The organism is Nonomuraea sp. NPDC050643, assembly GCF_040654715.1.
GTDB lineage: Bacteria > Actinomycetota > Actinomycetes > Streptosporangiales > Streptosporangiaceae > Nonomuraea.
Genome location: NZ_JBFAIM010000032.1, coordinates 1 through 17428, shown reverse-complemented (window position 1 = coordinate 17428; position 17428 = coordinate 1). Strand labels below are relative to the sequence as shown.

The window sequence follows — 17428 nt, the reverse complement described above, 5'->3', positions numbered from 1 at the left end:
TTCGGCGGAGACTCATAGCGACAGGCCTGTGCCGGGGCGCCCTTGCCAGTCCGTCCCGGCACACGGCTTGTCGTCATTCGTGCCCAGCGTCATGGGCGCGTCATGGGTGCCCAGCGTCATGAGTGCTCGGCGGCGTCCTCTCGGCCCTCATCCTCCGAGGCGGTTGAGCCCGATCACGTGCAGCACCGCGCGGCCCTCCTCGTCGGAGGCGGCCAGGTCGACCTGGGCGTCGATGCCCCAGTCACCGTCGCCGGCCGGATCCTTGATCGTCTGCCGCACCTTCCACAGCCCGCTCTCCTCCTCGATCCGCAGCAGCGCGGGCCCGCGGGCGTCGGCGTCGGCGTGGATCTCCTCGTGCTCGTCGTAGTAGGCGTCGAGCGCCGCGCCCCAGTCGACGTCGGGAGCCAGCTCCTCCAGCTCCGGCTCCTTCTCCAGGGCGCACAGCTCGACCAGCCGGAACATCGCGTTGCGCACCAGCACGCGGAAGGCCCGCGGGTTGGCGGTGACCGGACGTACCTTGGCCTCGAGCTGCTCCTGCTGCTCCAGGACCTCGCTCGGGTTGGTGAGCTTCTCCCACTCGTCGATCAGCGACGAGTCGACCTGGCGGACCAGCTCACCGAGCCACTCGATGAGATCGACCAGGTCGTCGGTCTTGAGATGCTCGGGCACCGTGCGCGACAGCGTGCGGTAGGCGTCGGCCAGGTAGCGCAGGACCGTGCCCTCGGACCTGGTCAGCTCGTAGAACTGGATGTACTCGCCGAACGTCATGGCCCGCTCGTACATGTCGCGGATCACCGACTTCGGGCTCACTGTGTAGTCGCCCACCCACGGATGCCCCCGCCGGTAGGTCTCGTAGGCCCCGAGCAGCAGGTCTTCCAGCGGCATCGGGTACATGACCTCGGCGAGCTGCTCCATCCGCTCCTCGTATTCGATGCCGTCGGCCTTCATCTGCGCGACGGCCTCGCCCCTGGCCTTCTTGAGCTGGGCCGACAGGATCTGGCGCGGGTCCTCCAGGATCGACTCCACGATCGAGACCATGTCGAGGGCGTAGGACGGCGACTCGCGGTCGAGCAGGTCGAAGGCGGCCAGCGCGAACGTGGACAGCGCCTGGTTGAGCGCGAAGTCCTCCTGCAGCTCGATCGTCAGCCGGGCCCGCCTGCCCTGCTCGTCGGGCTCGGCGAACTGCTCGACGATGCCGCCGGCCAGCAGCGACCGGTAGATGGCGATGGCCTGGCTGATGTGCCGCCGCTGCCACTTGCGGTCTTCGTGGTTGTCGGTCAGCAGGTGCCTCATCGCCTGGAAGCAGTCGCCCGGACGGTTGATGACCGCCAGCAGCATGGCGTTGCTGACCTTGAAGCGCGAGTTGAGCGGCTCGGGCTCGGCGTCCTGGAGCTTGGTGAAGGTCTCCTCGCTCCAGCCCACGAAGCCCTCCGGCGGCTTCTTGCGCGCGTAGCCGCGCCGCCGCTTCGGGTCGTCGCCGATCTTGGCCAGCGCCTTGGCGTTCTCGATGTCGTGCTCGGGGGCCTGGCAGGCGACGTAGCCGATGGTGTCGAAGCCCGCGCGGCCGGCCCGGCCGGCGATCTGGTGGAACTCGCGGGCCCGCAGCCTGCGCACCTTGTTGCCGTCGTATTTGGACAGCGCCGTGAACAGCACCGTGCGGATCGGCACGTTGACGCCGACGCCGAGCGTGTCGGTGCCGCAGATGACCTTCAGCAGCCCGGCCTGGGCCAGCCGCTCGACCAGCCGCCGGTATTTCGGCAGCATGCCGGCGTGGTGCACGCCGATGCCGTGCTTCACCAGCCGCGACAGCGCCCGCCCGAAGCGGGTGGTGAAGCGGAACCCGCCGATCATGGCGGAGATCGCCTCTTTCTCGGCCTTCGTCGCCATGTTGATCGACATCAGCGCCTGGGCCCGCTCCATCGCGGCGGCCTGCGTGAAGTGCACGACGTAGACCGGCGCCTGCCCGGTCGAGAGCATCTCCTCGAGCGTCTCGTGCAGCGGGGTCATCCGGTAGGAGTAGATCAGCGGCACCGGCCGCTCGGCGTGCTTGACGACGGAGGTCGGCCGGCCGGTGCGCCTGGTCAGGTCGCGCTCGAACATCGACACGTCGCCGAGCGTGGCCGACATCAGGATGAACTGCACGTTGGGCAGCTCGAGCAGCGGCACCTGCCAGGCCCAGCCGCGGTCGGGCTCGGCGTAGAAGTGGAACTCGTCCATGACGACCTGGCCGATGTCGGCCGCCGCGCCGTCGCGCAGCGCCACGTTGGCCAGGATCTCGGCCGTGCAGCAGATGATCGGGGCCCCGGGGTTGACGCTGGCGTCGCCGGTCATCATGCCGACGTTCTCGGTGCCGAAGACCGCGCACAGGTCGAAGAACTTCTCCGACACCAGCGCCTTGATCGGCGCGGTGTAGAAGGTGCGCATGTCGCGGGTCAGCGCGGCGAAGTGGGCGCCCGCCGCCACCAGCGACTTGCCCGAGCCCGTCGGTGTGGCCAGGATCAGGTTGCTGCCGGAGACGACCTCGATGAGGGCCTCCTCCTGGGCGGGATAGAGCGTGAGCCCCCGCTCGGCGTTCCAGGCGACGAACGCGTCGAAGATGGCGTCGGGATCGGCGTCGATCTCTTCGGGCAGGCGGTCAACGAGTAGGCTCACGGTTACCATCCTGCCGAAGTTTGCCGGGTGGTCGAACCGGTGCGGCGATTTCAGGTCAAGTCGGCGCACGACTGTGGCCGTCGCGACGCCTTCACAGCCGGGCCCGCGGCGCCGTCGCCAGCAGCCCGCCGAGCAGCGCGAGCACCGCCAGGAACGGGCCGCCGCCCGGCGCGAAACCGCCGACGGTCAGCGTCAGCACCCCGCCGCCGACCAGCCCGGCCGCCGCCAGCGTGCCGCCCCACCCGGCCGTCCCGTACGGGAACGACGGCGGCGTCTCGAACCGGGCGAACCCCTTCAGCAGCGGCAACATGACCAGGCACAGCAGCCCGAACCAGAGCGGCCACCCGGCGAACCAGAGCGCGCTTCCCGGCGCCGGCGTCTCCACGCCCAGCAGGACCACCACGACCCCGGTCACCGCGAACAGGGCCGGCATGTGCCACAGGTACACCGTCATGATCCGCGGCCCCGCCCAGGCCAGCAGGCGCTCCGTGGGCAGCCGCAGCAGCCACGGGCGCAGCAGCACGGCCAGGCCGATCTGCCCGAAGGCGACGGCGAGCATGGCCAGGGTGGGCGGGGCCATGTTCGACACCTCGGCGCCCGGCAGGCCGATCATGCTGCCCGGGTAGGGGCCGTACGCCACCAGCAGGGCCGCCGCGCCGAAACCGCCGGCCGTCATGGCCCACGGGCGCCGCAGCCGGCCCTCGGCGTAGAAGAAGCCGAGCTGGTGCACGGCCAGCCAGACGAACACGATGTTCAGGTAGCCCACGGCCTCGAACCCCGTCGAGAAGCGCACCACGTCCGTCAGCACCGCCCCGGCCGCCAGCGCCGCGGGGACCGCCAGGCCGTACCGCTCGTGCAGGCGCAGCGCGTACGGGGTGAGTGTGACGGCGATGAGGTAGACGGCCAGGAACCACAGGAGCTGGCCCGTCAGCCGCGCGCCCACCTCGAGCGGCTGCTCCGGCACACCCAGCGTGAGCAGGATGTGGGGGAGCGGGATCCACACCGCCGCCAGCGGCAGCAGCGGCCAGGCCAGCCGCCGCAGCCGGGCCGCCAGCCACCGCGGCGCGCTCTCACCGGCGCGGCCGAAGCTGATCGCGTTCGCCGCACCGCCCGCGAAGAACACCAGCGGCATCACCTGGCTGATCCAGGTCACCATCCACACCCCCGGCGTGGCCAGGGCGTTGCCCGTGGTCAGCCGCGCGCCGTCAAAGGACAGCACCGGGATCGTCCAGTGCTGGAACACGATGAGCGCCATCCCGAACACGCGCAGCAGGTCGATGAACGGATCCCGCGCCGCGCGGCGCGCACCCGCCGGGCGGGGCGGCGCCGGCGCGGCGACAGGGCGGTCCAGCAGGACGGTCATGGGGGAGCCTCGATTCGCTGAGTGCGGATGGCTCAAGGCTCCCGTCCGGGGCGTCCCGGCACACTGCCGCGGACCACCCTGTCCTGGTCAAGATCGCACCACCGGACCTGGTAGGGCTGGCCCTACCCCCGTAGGCTGGCGCACCCGCTCGTGCCGGGCGCGGCGAGGTCCTACCGTTGACCCCATGCGCTCCCTGCTGAGGCGTGTCCTCCTCGACACCCGCTACACGCTGGTCGGCCTTCCGACGACCCTCATCGGCTTCGTGCTCATGGTCGCCGGCTTCGCCGCCGGAGTGAGCACGGCGGTCGTGTGGATCGGCGTGCCGCTGCTGGCCGGCACGCTCATGCTCGCGCGGGGCTTCGCCGACGCGGAGCGCGGCTGGCTGTCCGACGTGCTCAAGCGGCCCCCCGTACGGCCCCGGTACAAGCCCGCCCCGCCCGGCGCCGGCCGGTTCCGGCGGCTGATCAACCCCCTGACGAGCGGGCAGTCCTGGCTCGACCTGCTGCACGGCATCGTGAACCTGCCGTTCGCCGTCCTGGCGTTCGTGCTCACGGCCGTGTTCTGGGCGATCCCGCTGGCCGGGCTCCTGTGGCCGATCTACGGGCTCGTCACCTCGCGCATCCCCGGCAGCGTGGAGCTGCCCGAGCTGCTCGGTCTGGGCGACGGCTACTGGATCACCGCGATCTTCTACGTCGTGCTCGGCCTGATCTTCGCGGTGCTCATGCCGTTCACGATCCGCGGCGCCGCGCTGCTGCGGGCCGGGCTCGGCCGGGCGCTGCTGACCGGCGTGGCCGAGCTGCAGGAGCGCATCGACGACCTGGCCCAGGGCCGGGCCGCCGCCGTCTCCGCCGAGGCCAACGCGCTGCGCAAGCTGGAGCGCGACATCCACGACGGGCCGCAGCAGCGGCTGGTCTCGCTGGCCATGGAGCTGTCCAGGGCGCAGCGGCAGCTCGCCAAGGACCCCGACGCGGCCCAGGCCACGATCAAGTCGGCCATCACCGCGACCCGCGAGACGCTCGACGAGCTGCGCGCGCTCTCGCGCGGCATCGCGCCGCCCATCCTGTCCGACCGCGGCCTCGCGCCCGCCCTGGCCGCCCTGGCGGGCCGCTGCACGGTACCCGTCGACCTCGACGTGCAGACCGTCGAGCGCTACCAGGCGGCGGCCGAGAACGCGATCTACTTCGTCTGCGCCGAGACCCTCACCAACGTGGCCAAGCACAGCCGCGCCACCGTCTGCACGGTTCAGCTCCTCCGCATCGGTGACATTCTCATGCTCACGATCGGGGATGATGGGGTGGGCGGCGCACACGTCGCCAAGGGACATGGTCTCGCCGGTCTGGCCGATCGGCTCCGCGCGGTCGACGGGGAGCTGACGGTCCAGTCACCCGACGGCGGGCCTACGGTGATCGTGGCGGAGGTGCCGTGCGGGTAGTCGTGGCCGATGACGCGGTCCTGATCAGGGAGGGCCTGGTCAGGTTGCTGGAGGAGTTCGGCTGCGAGGTGGTGGCGACCGTCGGCGACGGCGACGCCCTCGTCGAGGCGATCGCCGAGCACAAGCCGGACGTGTCGGTGGTGGACGTGCGCATGCCGCCGTCCTTCACCGACGAGGGGCTCAAGGCGGCCGTGGAGGCGCGGCGCCGGGTGCCGGGGGCGCCGGTGCTGATCCTGTCGCAGTACGTCGAGGTGTCCTACGCCGACGACCTGCTCGCCGACGCCCGCGGGGCGGTGGGCTACCTGCTGAAGGACCGGGTGGTCGACGTCGACGAGTTCCTGGAGGGCCTGCGGCGGGTGGCCGCGGGCGGGACCGTGTTCGATCCGCAGGTGGTGTCCCAGTTGATGGTGCGCAGGCGCAAGGACGATCCGCTGGCGCAACTGACGCCGCGTGAGCGCGAGGTTCTCGGGCTGATGGCCGAGGGGAAGTCGAACCCGGCCATCGGGCGGCAGCTCGTGATCAGTGACGGAGCCGTCGAGAAGCACATCAGGAGCATCTTCAACAAGCTCGGTCTCTACGCGGAGGACAGCGATCAGCATCGCCGGGTGCTCGCCGTCCTGACCTATCTGCGTTCCTGACCCGTGGGTGCTCCCGACCCCTCAACCTGGCCCGCCGTCGAGCGGGGCGGCTCCGCTCTCCGGTCCCTCCCGGCCTTGGAGGGGTCGCTGGCCGGTCCGCGCGGCTTCGCGCGCGGACCTGGCCGCTCGGGCATCAGCCGAGCGCGTCGACCAGCTTCTTGCGCTGCTGGGCGCCCAGGCCGCCGAGGCGGCGCTTCTCGTCGACGCCGGCCTCCTCCATCAGCGCGGTGGCCTTGGCCGGACCGACGCCCTTGACGGCGCGCAGCGCCTGGGACACCTTGATCTTCTTCGCGATGTCGTCGTCGCGCTCGAGCAGCTGAGCGAACGTCATCTCGCCCGCCTTGACCTTGGCCAGCAGGGCCGTGCGGGCGGCACGGGCCTCGGCGGCCTTGGCCAGAGCGGCTTGACGCTGCTCGGGGGTGAGAGTGGGAAGTGCCATCTCAGTTCTCTCCTCGGGGAGTTTTACGTTCGGGTGTTGTACCCGTGGTGCAGTGGCTAATCATGGCGGATACCAGCGGTTCGTGTTGCGGAAAGCGCCCGCTCAACGTGTTCGCCACACCGACTCGGCAGCTTCGGCGCACGCCACGTCCTGCGTGACGGTGCCTCCACTGACCCCTATGCCGCCGACCACGCGTTCTCCCTCACCGTAGTCCGACCACAGCGGGACGCCACCTCCGACGAAGACGAACCGGCCGCCCGCCAGGCCCGACAGCTCACGCCCGAGAGCGGTCCGCCCGGACAGCTCCGAGGTGGGCCTGCGCAGGGCGACCGAGGTGTACGCCTTGCCCTCCGCGAGCACCGGCCCCGAGATCTCCGCACCGTCCATACGCTGGAAAGACACCAGATTCCCGCCCTCGTCCACGACGGCGACGGAGATGGACGCGCCCTCGCGGAACGCCTGCTTCACGGCCGCCTCCGTCATGCGGAGCGCGAGTTCGAGATTCACGCCTTCGGTCCCCGGATCATGATTGTTTCGCGCCTTGGCCTCTTCCACTCGTACCGCTTCCCGGCCGGGGCGTGCAAGATCGTCGGCATGACCTGCGAAGGGCCGCCTTATACCGGCCTTTCTCGTGCCGGGGTGGAATGCGTCACACTTTGCGCGTCGGGCGTGTCGCGAGCCTGGTCAGGGTGGCTTTTACGCCAGAGTTCAAGACCCTCCGTCGTGAGGAAGGCGTCGAAGACCGACTCCATCGCTCCGAGCAGCGAGCCGCGCCAGCCCAGGGCCGAGCTCTCGATCCGGGGCGGGCGCTCGCGGCGGATGGCCATCAGGACGGGCTCGCAGGCCCCCAGGAGGGCCTCACCGGCCCGCTCGCGCAGCTCCGGGCCGTGGCCGGACAGGGTGACCACCTCGGGGTCGTGGGCGTTCACGAGGGCGGCGATGCCGCGGCCGAGCGCCCCCGCGTTGGCGGCGACGGCCTGCTCGCTGGTGGCCAGCACGTGCTCGGCCTGCTCGCGGCCCCGCCCCCCGCCGTAGGCGAGGCCGACGTGGCGCAGCAGGGCGTTCGCGCCGACGTCCATGCCCCAGCAGCCGATCGCGCCGCACAGGCAGGGACGGCCGGAGCCGGTGAGCGGCATGTGGCCGAACTCGGCGCCGACGCCGGTGGCGCCGCCGAGGGGGTGCCCGTCCACGACGAGCACGCCGCCGAGGTCGAAGTCCACGTGCAGGTGCAGGCCGACCCGCACACCCCGCAGCCGGCCGCGCCGCGCCTCGGCCAGGGCGGCGAACGCGGTGTCGTTGCCGACGATGAGGGGGCTCGGGGCCGCTCCGCCCAGCAGGTGGGGCACGTCCACCGAGCGCCAGCCCAGGTGGGCGATGTCCACCAGGCCGCCGTGCCGGACCGGGCCCGCCAGGGCGACGCCGAGCCCGACGACGCGGTGCCCGAGGCGGGCGCGGTGGGCCGCGACGGCCTCGCCCAAGAGGGCGAGGGCGCCTTCCGGGGTGCCGTCGTGCGGGCGCACGCCGAGGACGGTGACCCGGCCGCCCAGCTCGCAGGCCGCCAGTTCCCAGGCGTCCTCGCGTACGTCGACGGCCAGGGCGATGGGCCCGTCCGGGTGCGGGCCCGGGATCTGCGTGGGGCGCCCGCGTACGTGCTCGGGGGCCGGCTCCTCGTGCAGCAGCCTCTCCTCGGCCAGCCCGGCGACGAGCACCGAGGCCGTCCCCCTCGCCAGCCGCAGGTCACGGGTGAGCTGGGACCGGGTGTGGCGGGCTCCGCAGTCGTGCACGGCGCGCAGCAGCCTGACCCGGTTGTGCGCACGAAGTTCGCCGCTGGTCGTAGCTCCATTCACGGACACAGTTTATGCTCTAGTCGTGAACAAAAGCCTCATTGATGCCAGACGGGCTCGTGTCGGAGTTTTCGGATTCTTCTTCTTGGCCGGATTTGTCATGGGTCTGTGGGCGGCCGGCCTGCCCTCGCTGTACGACCGGCTCGAGCTCGACACCGCCAGGCTGGGCAGCGTCCTGCTGCTGATCTCCGGCGGCGCGCTGGTGTCGATGCTGCTGGCCGGGCCGCTGGTGGACCGGTTCTCGAGCCGGCGGATCTGCTGGTTCGCGGGGCCCTTCTCCGGCCTCGTGCTGCTCGGGCCCGCGCTCGCGCCCTCGTACTGGTCCCTGGCCGCCCTGGCGGTGCTGTTCGGGCTCGGGCTGGGGGTGACCGAGGTCGCCATGAACGCCCACTCCGTCGAGGTCGAGCGCCGCTACGGGCGGCCGATCATCTCGGCCTTCCACGGCACGTGGAGCCTGGGCGGGGCCGCCGGCGGCGGGCTCACCTCCATCGTCCTGCAGGCCGGGCTGGACGCGCAGTGGCTGCTGATCGTGGCGGCGCTGGTGGTGCCGTTCCTGTACCTGCCCGCCGCGCGGCTGCTGCTGCCCGACCCGCCCGAGCACACCTCCGGCGAGCCGGGGGCCGAGCCGGGGAGCTCGCTGAAGTGGGGGCTGATCGCGCTGCTGGGGCTGGCCGCGTTCGCCGGTCACCTGAGCGAGGGGGCGGCCATCGACTGGGCCGCGCTGCACGCCCGGCTGGTGCTGGCGGCCGATCCGGCGCTGGCGCCGCTGGCGTACACGATCTTCTCGGTGGCCATGACGACCGTGCGGCTGCTGGGCGACCCGATCAGGGCCCGGTTCGGCTCCGTGCGGACCATCCAGCTCGCCGGGATCTTCGCCACCGCCGGCTACGTCCTCGTGCTCCTGTCGCCTGCGGTGGCGCAGCCGCTGCGGGTGGCCTGCGCGTGGACCGGGTGGGCGCTGGCCGGCGTGGGGCTGGCCACGGTGGTGCCGGTGCTGTTCAGCGCGGTCGGGGCGGCGGGCGGCCGGGTCGGCCGGGCGCTGGCCATGGTGACGGCGTTCGGCTACAGCGGGCTGCTGCTGGGACCGGCGGTGCTGGGGTACGTGGCGGAGGCGTCGTCGCTGCCGATCGCGCTCATCATCCCCACCGTGCTGGCGGCCGTCGTGACGCTGACGGGCTCACCGGCCATCCGCGCGCTGCTCCGGCTGTCCAGGGACCCGGCGCCGGCGCCGAGCGCCGAGCCCGCAGGGGTGGGCGGGTCCGGTGGCGAGCACGGGCACGCGCCCGAGCCGGCTCGCGACTGAAATCTCCCGGCCGCCCACCGCCCGGGTGGGCGGCCGATTTGCCGGAATGGCCGCTGACCTGGTGTTATGCGATCGTGACTTGACCTGCAAGTTACGGCCAGATTTCATATGCCCCACACCGTAAACGTTTACAGGCGCCTGCCCGTAAACGTTTACATCACTGTGGAAGGACAGCCTTGGCCGACGGACCCACGATCAACACGATCGCCGCTCGCGCCGGTGTCTCGATCGCCTCCGTCTCGCGGGTGCTGAACGGCCTGCCGACCCGGCAGGAGACCGTGCGCAAGGTGATGGCCGCCGCGGACGAGCTCGGCTACGTGCGCAACGCCGTCGCCAGGTCGCTCAAGTCGCGCCGCACCCACCAGGTCGCCTTCGCCATGGCGGACGTCGGCAACCCCGCCTACCTGGCCATGCTGCGCGAGATCCAGCCCGTGCTGAAGGCCGCCGGATACCGGCTCGTACTGCACTCCACGGACGCCGTCGTGGCCGACGAGATCGACGTGCTGCACAGCCTGGGCGAGCGCTACGTCGACGGCCTGATCATGGTCCCGCTGCGCGTCACCGAGGCCCACCTCGAGACACTGGCCGCCGCCAGGGCTCCCGTGGTGATCATCGGGTCGGTCCCCGAGGGGACGCGGGTGGACAACGTACGCGCCGACTCGCGCACCGGTGTGCGGCTGGCGATCGATCACCTCTACGCGCTCGGCCGCCGCCGGATCGGCATGATCAACGGCCCGCTCGACACCGTCCCCGGCGCCGCCCGCGGGGCCGCGTACCGGGAGGCGCTGGGCGACCTCGGCCTGCCCTACGACGAGGACCTCGTGCGGATCGGCGACTTCTACCGCGCCGAAGGGGGCCGCGCCGTGGCGGAGCTGCTCGCCGGCGTGCCCGACGTGGACGCGCTGATGTGCGCCAACGACCTCATCGCGCTCGGCGCGCTCGACGTGCTGCGCGCGGCGGGCAGACGGGTGCCCGAGGACGTGTCCGTGGTCGGCATGGACGACACCGACCTGGCCGCGGCCTCGTGGCCGTCGCTGACCAGCGTCTCGCTGGGGTCGGCCGAGCGCGGCAAGGCCGCCGCCGAGCTGCTGCTGGACCGGCTCCAGGGCGGCGACCGGGAGCCGCGGCTGGTCACGGTGCCGCCCCGGCTCGTGGTCCGGGCCTCCACGGCCGGCGTCGCGGGCGAGCGGATCAGCGGGGACGACGCCAGAGACGGCGCGAGGGACAACGACGGGGACAACGACGGGGACAACGGCAGGGACAACGGCAGGGACAACGGCAGGGACAACGGCAGGGACAACGGCGGGGGCAGCGACAGGAAGGAGGGCGGGGAGTGACGGCGACCGCGACACGACCGGCGCCGCCGCGAGGTTCGCGGGCCAAGCGCCGGCGGATCTCGCGCCAGACGCGCGAGATGTGGGTGCTGCTGCTGCCGGCCACGGTGCCGGTGCTGCTGTTCAGCATGGGCCCGCTGCTGTACGGCATCGGCCTGGCGTTCACCGACGCCCGCAACACGCGCAACCACGAGACGAGCTTCGTCGGCCTGGAGAACTTCGGCGACCTGCTGAGCGACGAGCAGTTCTGGGCGTCGTTCCAGATCGGCGCGATCTGGTCGGTCTCCGTGACCGTGCTGCAGTTCCTGGCCGCGCTCGGCCTGGCCCTGCTGCTCAACGAGAAGCTGCGGTTCCGGGGCCTGGCCAGGGTGCTCTCGGTGGTGCCGTGGGCGATGCCGCCGGTGGTCATCGGCCTGATGTGGAAGCTGGTCTACCACCCCGACGCGGGCATCCTGAACAGCCTGCTCGGCACGGACGTCAACTGGCTGGCCGACTTCTCGCTCGCGCTGCCCGCGATCATCGTGGTCGGCGTCTGGGCCGGCATGCCGCAGACCACGGTCGTGCTGCTGGCGGGCCTGCAGAACGTGCCCAAGGAGCTCTACGAGGCCGGCGAGATGGACGGCGCGGGCTCCTGGCGGCGCTTCTGGAGCATCACGCTGCCGCAGCTCCGCCCGGTGATCGTGGCGATCACCTCGCTCGACTTCGTGTGGAACATCAACCAGTTCGGCCTGGTGTACGTGCTCACCCAGGGCGGCCCCGGCGGGCGTACCAAGCTGCCGATGCTGTTCGCCTACGAGGAGGCGTTCCGGTATCGCATGGCCGGTTACGCCTCGATGCTCGGCCTCGCCATGGCGATCGTCGTGCTCGCGGTGCTCGGGCTGTACCTCTGGCGGCAGATGAGGGAGGCCAAGTGAAACGCGGCTCGCAGTACGTCGCGCTGGTCGCGTACGTCGTCTTCCTGGCGTTCCCGCTGGTCTGGCTGCTGTCCACGGCGCTGAAGACGCCCCAGGAGATGGCGCTGGCCGACCCGACGTGGATCCCGCGCGAGCCGACGCTGGCCAACTTCTCCGCCGCGTTCGGCGAGCAGGACCTGGTGGGCGCCGCGCTGCGGAGCCTCGTCGTGGCGCTGTTCAGCAGCGTGATCACGGTGCTGATCTCGCTGCCCGCGTCGTACGCCATGGCGCGCTACCGCAGCCTGCTCAACCGGATCGCGATCGGGTGGGTGCTGGTCAGCCAGGTGTTCCCGTTCATCCTGATCATCATCCCGCTCTTCCTGATCCTGCGTGACCTGGAGCTGGTGAACACGCTGCCGGGGCTGGTGATCGTGCACGTGACGTTCACGCTGCCGTTCGCGCTGTGGATGCTGCAGGGCTACGTCCGCGCGGTGCCGCACGAGCTGGAGGAGGCCGCGGCCGTGGACGGCGCGACCCGCCTGCGCTCGATCGCCAGCGTGGTCGCGCCGCTGCTGGCGCCGGGCGTGGTGGCCACGCTGCTGTTCGCGTTCATCTCGTCCTGGAACGAGTTCATGTTCGCGCTCGTGATGCTGCAGAACCCCGACGTCATGACGCTCCCGCTCACGCTGGTGAGGTTCACCGGCCCCGAGGGCGTGGTCCGGCTCGGACCATTGGCCGCGGCGTCGCTCATGGCGACGATCCCGAGCCTGATCTTCTTCGCAATCATTCAGCGGCGACTGAAGTCCGGCCTGATGGCCGGCGCCGTCAAGGGCTAGGAGGCTCTTATGCGAATCAAGTCCGCTTTGGCGGCGGCGGCGATCCTCACACTCGCCGCCGCGTGCGGCGGCGGGGACGGTGGCGGCGGCGGATCGTCGTCGTCCGGCTCCGACGAGCCAGTGAAGATCAATTTCCTGAGCCTGGCGTGGCAGAAGGAGTCGGTCGCCGCGAACAGGCAGCTCGTCGACGAGTGGAACAAGGCCAACCCCAAGATCCAGGTCACCTACGTGCAGGGGAGCTGGGACAACGTCAACGACCAGCTCGTCACACAGTTCGCCGGCGGCACGGCGCCCGACGTCATCCACAACGACTCGCCCGCGCTGTCCGGCTTCGCCTCCGACGGCTACCTGCTCGACCTGAGCGACAAGCTGCCCGCCGAGCTCAAGAGCGACATCCCCCAGGCCGCCTGGGACACCGTCACCTTCGACGGCGGCAAGGGGCAGCAGGGCGTCTACGGCGTGCCGTTCCTGCAGGAGTCGCAGGTCATCATCGCCAACAAGAAGCTGCTCGACGCGGCCAAGGTACGCGTCCCGACCCCGGAAGAGCCGTGGACCTGGGACGAGTTCTCCGAGGCCGCCAAGAAGATGACCAAGGACGGCACGTACGGCGTGGCGTGGGCGCTGAAGTCGCCGGTCAACAAGACGCTCAACCTGGCGCTCAACTTCGGCGGGACGTTCTTCCAGACCGCCGACGGCAAGACGACGGTCAAGGTCGGACCGGAGGAGCGTGAGGTGCTTCAACGCATCCACGACCAGCTCCACAAGGACAAGTCGGCCGACCCGGGCGCGCTCGGCCTGGGGGCCGCGGACCCGCTGTCGACGTTCTACGAGGGCAAGTTCGCGATGCTGCCGGCCGGTGTCTACCTGCGCCAGCAGGTGGTGGAGCAGGCCCCCGACGGGTTCGAGTGGGTGACGCTGCCCGGCCCCAAGGGCACCACCGCCGAGCAGGGCGCGGTCTCGCAGACGCTGTCGATCGCGCAGGACAGCAAGCACCCGGACGAGTCCATGAAGTTCATCTCGTTCTTCCTGAACGGCGCCAACCAGGCCAAGCTCGCCAAGGGTGACTGGCTGCTGCCGACCTCGCAGACGGCCGCCGCCGACCCGGCCATGACCACCAAGGAGAACGGCTGGGACGTGGCCACCGCGTCCGCCAAGAACCTGGTCGTCGCGCCGTTCCTCAAGGTGAACGGGTTCGACGAGTGGAAGAGCAAGGTCGCCACGCCGGTGCTGCAGGAGTACTTCGGCAACAAGATCACCATCGACGAGGCGGCGGCCAAGCTCGTCGAGGACGGTAACAAGGTGCTGGAGCGGTACCAGCGGTGACTTTCGGGGACCCGTTGAAGGACAGAGCCCGGGGGTGTCTGCTCGGCCTCGCGGCCGGCGACGCCCTCGGGGCCCCCGCCGAGAACCTGTCGCCGCCGGAGATCCGGCGGCGGTGGGGCCGGCTCACCGAGATCGAGGGCGGGGGGACCGATGACACGGAATACGCGATCTTCGCCGCGTCGCTGCTGGTGCGGCACGGCCACGGGCTGACCGCCGCGGACGTGGCGGCGGCGTACCGGGCCGAGATCATCCCGAGGATGACCGGCCCCATGCGCGGCGCCGGCTTCTCCGAGCTGGGCACCGTCGAAGCGCTTCGCCGCGGGCTGGAACCGCCGCTCACGGGGCTGACGCACTCCCACGGCTGGTCGGACGGGCTCGCCATGCGGGCCGCGCCCTACGGGATCTTCTGCCCGGGGGACCCGGCGGAGGCGGCCCGGCTGGTGGAGCAGGACGGGCTGGTCAGCGGTTCGGGCGAGGGCATACTCGGCGGCCGCGCGGTCGCCGGGGCGGTGGCCGCCGCGATGGGCGGGGCCACGCCTGCCGAGGTGGTGCGGGCCGCTCTGTCGGTGATCCCGGCGGATTCGTGGACGGCCAGGAACATCGTCCGCGCCCGCGAGACGCTCGGCACGGGCCGCGCGGCCCGCCCCGACGAGCCGGCCCTGACAGAGGCCCTGGCAGAGGCGCTGACAGAGGCGCCGGCAGAGGAGCCGGCAGAGGAGCCCACAGAGGAGCCGGCAGCGACGCCCACAGACGCGCTGATCGAGGCGCTGCACGAGGCCGTCGTCGTCAAGCACTACCCCTGGACCGATCTGGCCCCCGAGGCCGTGGCGCTGGCGCTGGCCGCGTTCCTGGCCGGGGACGGCGAGGTGGAGGCGTCCGTGACGTTCGGGGTGAGCCTGGGCAGGGACGCCGACACCATCGGGGCCATCGCCGGGGCCGTCGCCGGAGCCCGGCAGGGCGAGCGGGGCGTACCGGAGCGGTGGGCCAGGAAGATAGGCCCCGTGACCGGGAAGTGCCTGCCCGTCGTGGCCGGCAGACACGTGCTGGACGTCGCCGACGAACTGGCGGGAGGACGGTAGAACACCATGTCGGGGGACAGAATCAAGGGAGCCTTCGCGGGGCTCGCCGTCGGCGACGCCGCCGGTTGGCCTTCGGCCAGGCACCGGGCGGCCCTGCACGCGCCCTGGAGCCGCCGCCTGCATCGCGAGCTGGACGCGTTCGCCGAGGAGCACCGGGTCACGACCCTGCCGGTGCCGTTCGCGCTGAACCAGCCGGTCGCGCCGCTGCGCATCGGCCCGTCCGACGACGCCGAATGGCTGGCGTGGACGGCGCTCACCATCGACCGCCCCCGGGCGGAGGCGTTCAGGGAGCTCACGGACGTCCGGGCCCGCATCTCCGTGGCGACCGCGCTGGACAACCTGGCCAAGGGGGTCGAGCCGCCCGCGTCCGGGCACGACAACCCGCACCACTTCGACGACGCCGCGGCGATCAGAGCCGTGGCGTTCGGGGCGCTGGGGCGCGACCCCACGCGGGACGCCCAGGTGACGAACGCCGGTGACGGCGTGCTGGGCGCCCGCGCGATGGCCGCCGCCGTGGCCGAGGCCGTGGCGTCGGGAGACGCCGTCCGGGCCGTCGAGGCGGCGCTGGCCGAACTGCCCGGCGACACCGCCATCGGGCACAATGCCCGCCTGGCGCTGGCCGCTGCCCGCGCCGCGGGCGACCCGTTCGGCGCGATCCCCGCGCTGGACGCCGCGCTGCTCGACCACGTCTACAGCTACGGGGTGGGCGCCGCGCAGACGGTGCCCGTGGCGCTCGCGCTGGCCGAGGTGGCCGGTGGCGAGCTCGGCCGGGCCGTGCCCGCGGCGGCCTGCCTGGCCCCGCTGGCCGACTCGGCGCCCGCGCTGACCGGCGCGCTGACGGGGGCGTGCGGCGGGTACGACGCGATCCCGGAGGGGTGGATCGCGCCGGCCCGTACGCTGGCCGGTTGTTGCCTGCCTGACCTGGCGGGCCGAGATCTGATCGAACTAGTGGAGGGAATCGCATGACGCCGCTTGAGGACAGGGCGACCGGCTGCGTGGCGGGGGCGGCGGTCGGTGACGCGCTGGGCGGCGCCACCGAGGGCTGGACACCCGAACAGATCGTGGCGCGGTACGGGGGCCGCGTCGAGGGCATCGTGCCGCCGTACAACGAGGACTGGCGCAACGCCCGGCCCATCGCCCCCTATCACAAGGGCGACGGCCACATCACCGACGACACCCTGATGACGCACGCCCTGATCCGCGTGTACGAGAAGACCGGCGGCCACCTCGACGCGTACGCGATGGCCGAGCACCTGGTGCCCGAGCTGATGGGCGAGCGCCGGTGGATCCCCGAGCTGGAGGCCGAGGCGCTGCCGCTGCAGCGGATCTTCCTGGCCGAGAAGTGGATCGTGGCCCGGCTGCACTACGGGCACGTGGACCCGCGCGAGGCCGGCGTCGGCAACATCGTGAACTGCGGCGCCGCCATGTACGTCGCCCCCGTCGGCATCGTCAACGCCGCCGACCCCGACGCCGCCTACGCCGAGGCCGTCGACCTGGCCGGGGCGCACCAGTCGAGCTACGGCCGCGAGGCCGCCGGCGTCATGGCCGCCGCCGTCGCCGAGGCCATGCGCCCCGGCGCGACGGCCGACTCCGTGGTCGGCGCCTGCCTGCGCCTGGCCAAGGACGGCACCAGGGCCGCCATCGAGGCGGTCTGCGAGGCCGCGGCCGGGCTGGGCCACTGGGACGGGTCGTTCGAGGCGCTGCGCGCGGCCGTGCGGCCCTACGACACGGTCGCCGACACCTACCGTGACCAGGGGCTGGGGGCGCGGCGGCCGAGCCGGGTGCACAGCATCGAGGAGCTGCCGCTGGCGCTCGGGTTCCTGGTGATCGCCAAGGGCGACTACCGCGAGACCGTGCTGGGCGGGGTCAACTACGGGCGCGACGCCGACTCGATCGCCTCCATGGGCGGGGCCATCGCGGGGGCGCTCGGCGGGCTGTCCTGCGTGCCGCCGGAGTGGGTGGAGCAGGTGGCCACGGCCAGCCGTACGGACCTGGTGGCCCCCGGCGGCGCCATCGCGCGCGTGGCCCGCCGGGTGCGCGCCGCCGACCTGGTACGCCGCCGTGCCCACGAGGCCGCCTTCGCCGACCTCGACCGCCCGTGATCCGGCTCACCTGGGTCCAGCCCGAGGACCTGATCGGCCACGAGCTGCGCCAGGCCGCCGAGGACGGCCGCGACGCGCGGGAGATCGCCGGCCGGTGGCCAGGAGCCGCTCGGCCAGCTCGACCAGCGGGCTCTCGCGCAGGTCGTCGGTGCCGGGCTTGAACGACAGCCCGAACAGCCCGACCTTGCGG

Annotated in this window: 15 protein-coding genes and 1 pseudogene; 10 read left to right on the top strand and 6 right to left on the bottom strand. The window is 72.1% G+C overall.

From position 1 onward, the window contains the following. Positions 1–147 precede the first annotated feature (147 nt). Positions 148–2661: a DUF3516 domain-containing protein gene (locus tag AB0I15_RS35360; protein ID WP_358105273.1), complete on the bottom strand. Its 2514-nt coding sequence runs from the start codon at positions 2659–2661 to the stop codon at positions 148–150. A gap of 82 nt (positions 2662–2743) precedes the next feature. Continuing rightward, on the bottom strand, positions 2744–4015 hold the full coding sequence (locus AB0I15_RS35355) for an acyltransferase (protein ID WP_358105271.1): 1272 nt from the start codon (positions 4013–4015) through the stop codon (positions 2744–2746). 184 nt (positions 4016–4199) lie between these two features. Here AB0I15_RS35355 and AB0I15_RS35350 point away from each other — a divergent pair, with 184 nt between their 5' ends. Both AB0I15_RS35350 and AB0I15_RS35345 read left to right on the top strand, forming a co-directional pair. Then, positions 4200–5447 (top strand): sensor domain-containing protein, encoded by a 1248-nt coding sequence (locus AB0I15_RS35350; RefSeq protein ID WP_358105268.1) that lies wholly within the window; start codon positions 4200–4202, stop codon positions 5445–5447. After that, a complete protein-coding gene (locus AB0I15_RS35345; protein ID WP_358105265.1) occupies positions 5438–6085 on the top strand; it encodes a response regulator transcription factor in 648 nt (215 codons plus the stop codon). The genes AB0I15_RS35350 and AB0I15_RS35345 overlap by 10 nt, the downstream gene beginning before the upstream one ends. 133 nt (positions 6086–6218) lie before the next feature. On the opposite strand, the gene mihF is transcribed toward AB0I15_RS35345, so the two are convergent. The 3 genes from mihF to AB0I15_RS35330 all read right to left on the bottom strand — a co-directional run bounded on the left by mihF (position 6219) and on the right by AB0I15_RS35330 (position 8371). Then, on the bottom strand, positions 6219–6524 hold the full coding sequence (gene mihF / locus AB0I15_RS35340; protein WP_111183576.1) for an integration host factor, actinobacterial type: 306 nt from the start codon (positions 6522–6524) through the stop codon (positions 6219–6221). A gap of 102 nt (positions 6525–6626) precedes the next feature. After that, the gene (locus AB0I15_RS35335; RefSeq protein WP_358105262.1) at positions 6627–7031 is read right to left on the bottom strand and encodes a heme-binding protein; all 405 of its coding nucleotides are present in this window, start codon (positions 7029–7031) and stop codon (positions 6627–6629) included. Positions 7032–7138: 107 nt separating this feature from the next. Next, positions 7139–8371, bottom strand: coding sequence for an ROK family protein (locus AB0I15_RS35330; RefSeq protein WP_358105259.1), 1233 nt, complete (start codon positions 8369–8371; stop codon positions 7139–7141). On the opposite strand from AB0I15_RS35330, the gene AB0I15_RS35325 reads away from it, so the two are divergent. The 8 genes from AB0I15_RS35325 to AB0I15_RS35290 all read left to right on the top strand — a co-directional run bounded on the left by AB0I15_RS35325 (position 8268) and on the right by AB0I15_RS35290 (position 17238). After that, positions 8268–9671, top strand: a complete 1404-nt coding sequence (locus AB0I15_RS35325) for an MFS transporter (protein WP_358105256.1) — start codon at positions 8268–8270, stop codon at positions 9669–9671. The two genes, AB0I15_RS35330 and AB0I15_RS35325, sit on opposite strands and share 104 nt — an antisense overlap. 176 nt (positions 9672–9847) lie before the next feature. Next, positions 9848–11008, top strand: coding sequence for a LacI family DNA-binding transcriptional regulator (locus AB0I15_RS35320; RefSeq protein ID WP_358105252.1), 1161 nt, complete (start codon positions 9848–9850; stop codon positions 11006–11008). Next, complete coding sequence (locus AB0I15_RS35315) at positions 11005–11919, top strand: sugar ABC transporter permease (protein WP_358105249.1); 915 nt, start codon at positions 11005–11007, stop codon at positions 11917–11919. The genes AB0I15_RS35320 and AB0I15_RS35315 overlap by 4 nt, the downstream gene beginning before the upstream one ends. Beyond that, positions 11916–12734, top strand: coding sequence for a carbohydrate ABC transporter permease (locus AB0I15_RS35310; RefSeq protein ID WP_358105246.1), 819 nt, complete (start codon positions 11916–11918; stop codon positions 12732–12734). Before AB0I15_RS35315 ends, AB0I15_RS35310 begins: the two co-directional genes overlap by 4 nt. A 9-nt stretch (positions 12735–12743) precedes the next feature. Next, entirely contained in the window at positions 12744–14057 is a 1314-nt protein-coding gene (locus tag AB0I15_RS35305; RefSeq protein ID WP_358105243.1) for a sugar ABC transporter substrate-binding protein, read from the top strand. 14 nt (positions 14058–14071) lie between these two features. Then, positions 14072–15136, top strand: a complete 1065-nt coding sequence (locus AB0I15_RS35300) for an ADP-ribosylglycohydrolase family protein (RefSeq protein ID WP_358105240.1) — start codon at positions 14072–14074, stop codon at positions 15134–15136. A gap of 6 nt (positions 15137–15142) precedes the next feature. Next, complete coding sequence (locus AB0I15_RS35295) at positions 15143–16102, top strand: ADP-ribosylglycohydrolase family protein (protein WP_358105237.1); 960 nt, start codon at positions 15143–15145, stop codon at positions 16100–16102. Next, a complete protein-coding gene (locus AB0I15_RS35290) occupies positions 16099–17238 on the top strand; it encodes an ADP-ribosylglycohydrolase family protein (RefSeq protein WP_358105234.1) in 1140 nt (379 codons plus the stop codon). Before AB0I15_RS35295 ends, AB0I15_RS35290 begins: the two co-directional genes overlap by 4 nt. A 99-nt stretch (positions 17239–17337) precedes the next feature. Here AB0I15_RS35290 and AB0I15_RS35285 read toward each other — a convergent pair. Then, positions 17338–17428: pseudogene (locus AB0I15_RS35285) on the bottom strand (UDP binding domain-containing protein); the annotation flags it as partial.

Coding starts and splice junctions, on each gene's coding strand:
- AB0I15_RS35305 (WP_358105243.1), top strand. CDS start 12,744: ATGCGAATCAAGTCCGCTTTGGCGGCGGCGGCGATCCTCACACTCGCC.
- AB0I15_RS35290 (WP_358105234.1), top strand. CDS start 16,099: ATGACGCCGCTTGAGGACAGGGCGACCGGCTGCGTGGCGGGGGCGGCG.
- mihF (WP_111183576.1), bottom strand. CDS start 6,524: ATGGCACTTCCCACTCTCACCCCCGAGCAGCGTCAAGCCGCTCTGGCC.
- AB0I15_RS35355 (WP_358105271.1), bottom strand. CDS start 4,015: ATGACCGTCCTGCTGGACCGCCCTGTCGCCGCGCCGGCGCCGCCCCGC.
- AB0I15_RS35360 (WP_358105273.1), bottom strand. CDS start 2,661: ATGGTAACCGTGAGCCTACTCGTTGACCGCCTGCCCGAAGAGATCGAC.
- AB0I15_RS35350 (WP_358105268.1), top strand. CDS start 4,200: ATGCGCTCCCTGCTGAGGCGTGTCCTCCTCGACACCCGCTACACGCTG.
- AB0I15_RS35295 (WP_358105237.1), top strand. CDS start 15,143: ATGTCGGGGGACAGAATCAAGGGAGCCTTCGCGGGGCTCGCCGTCGGC.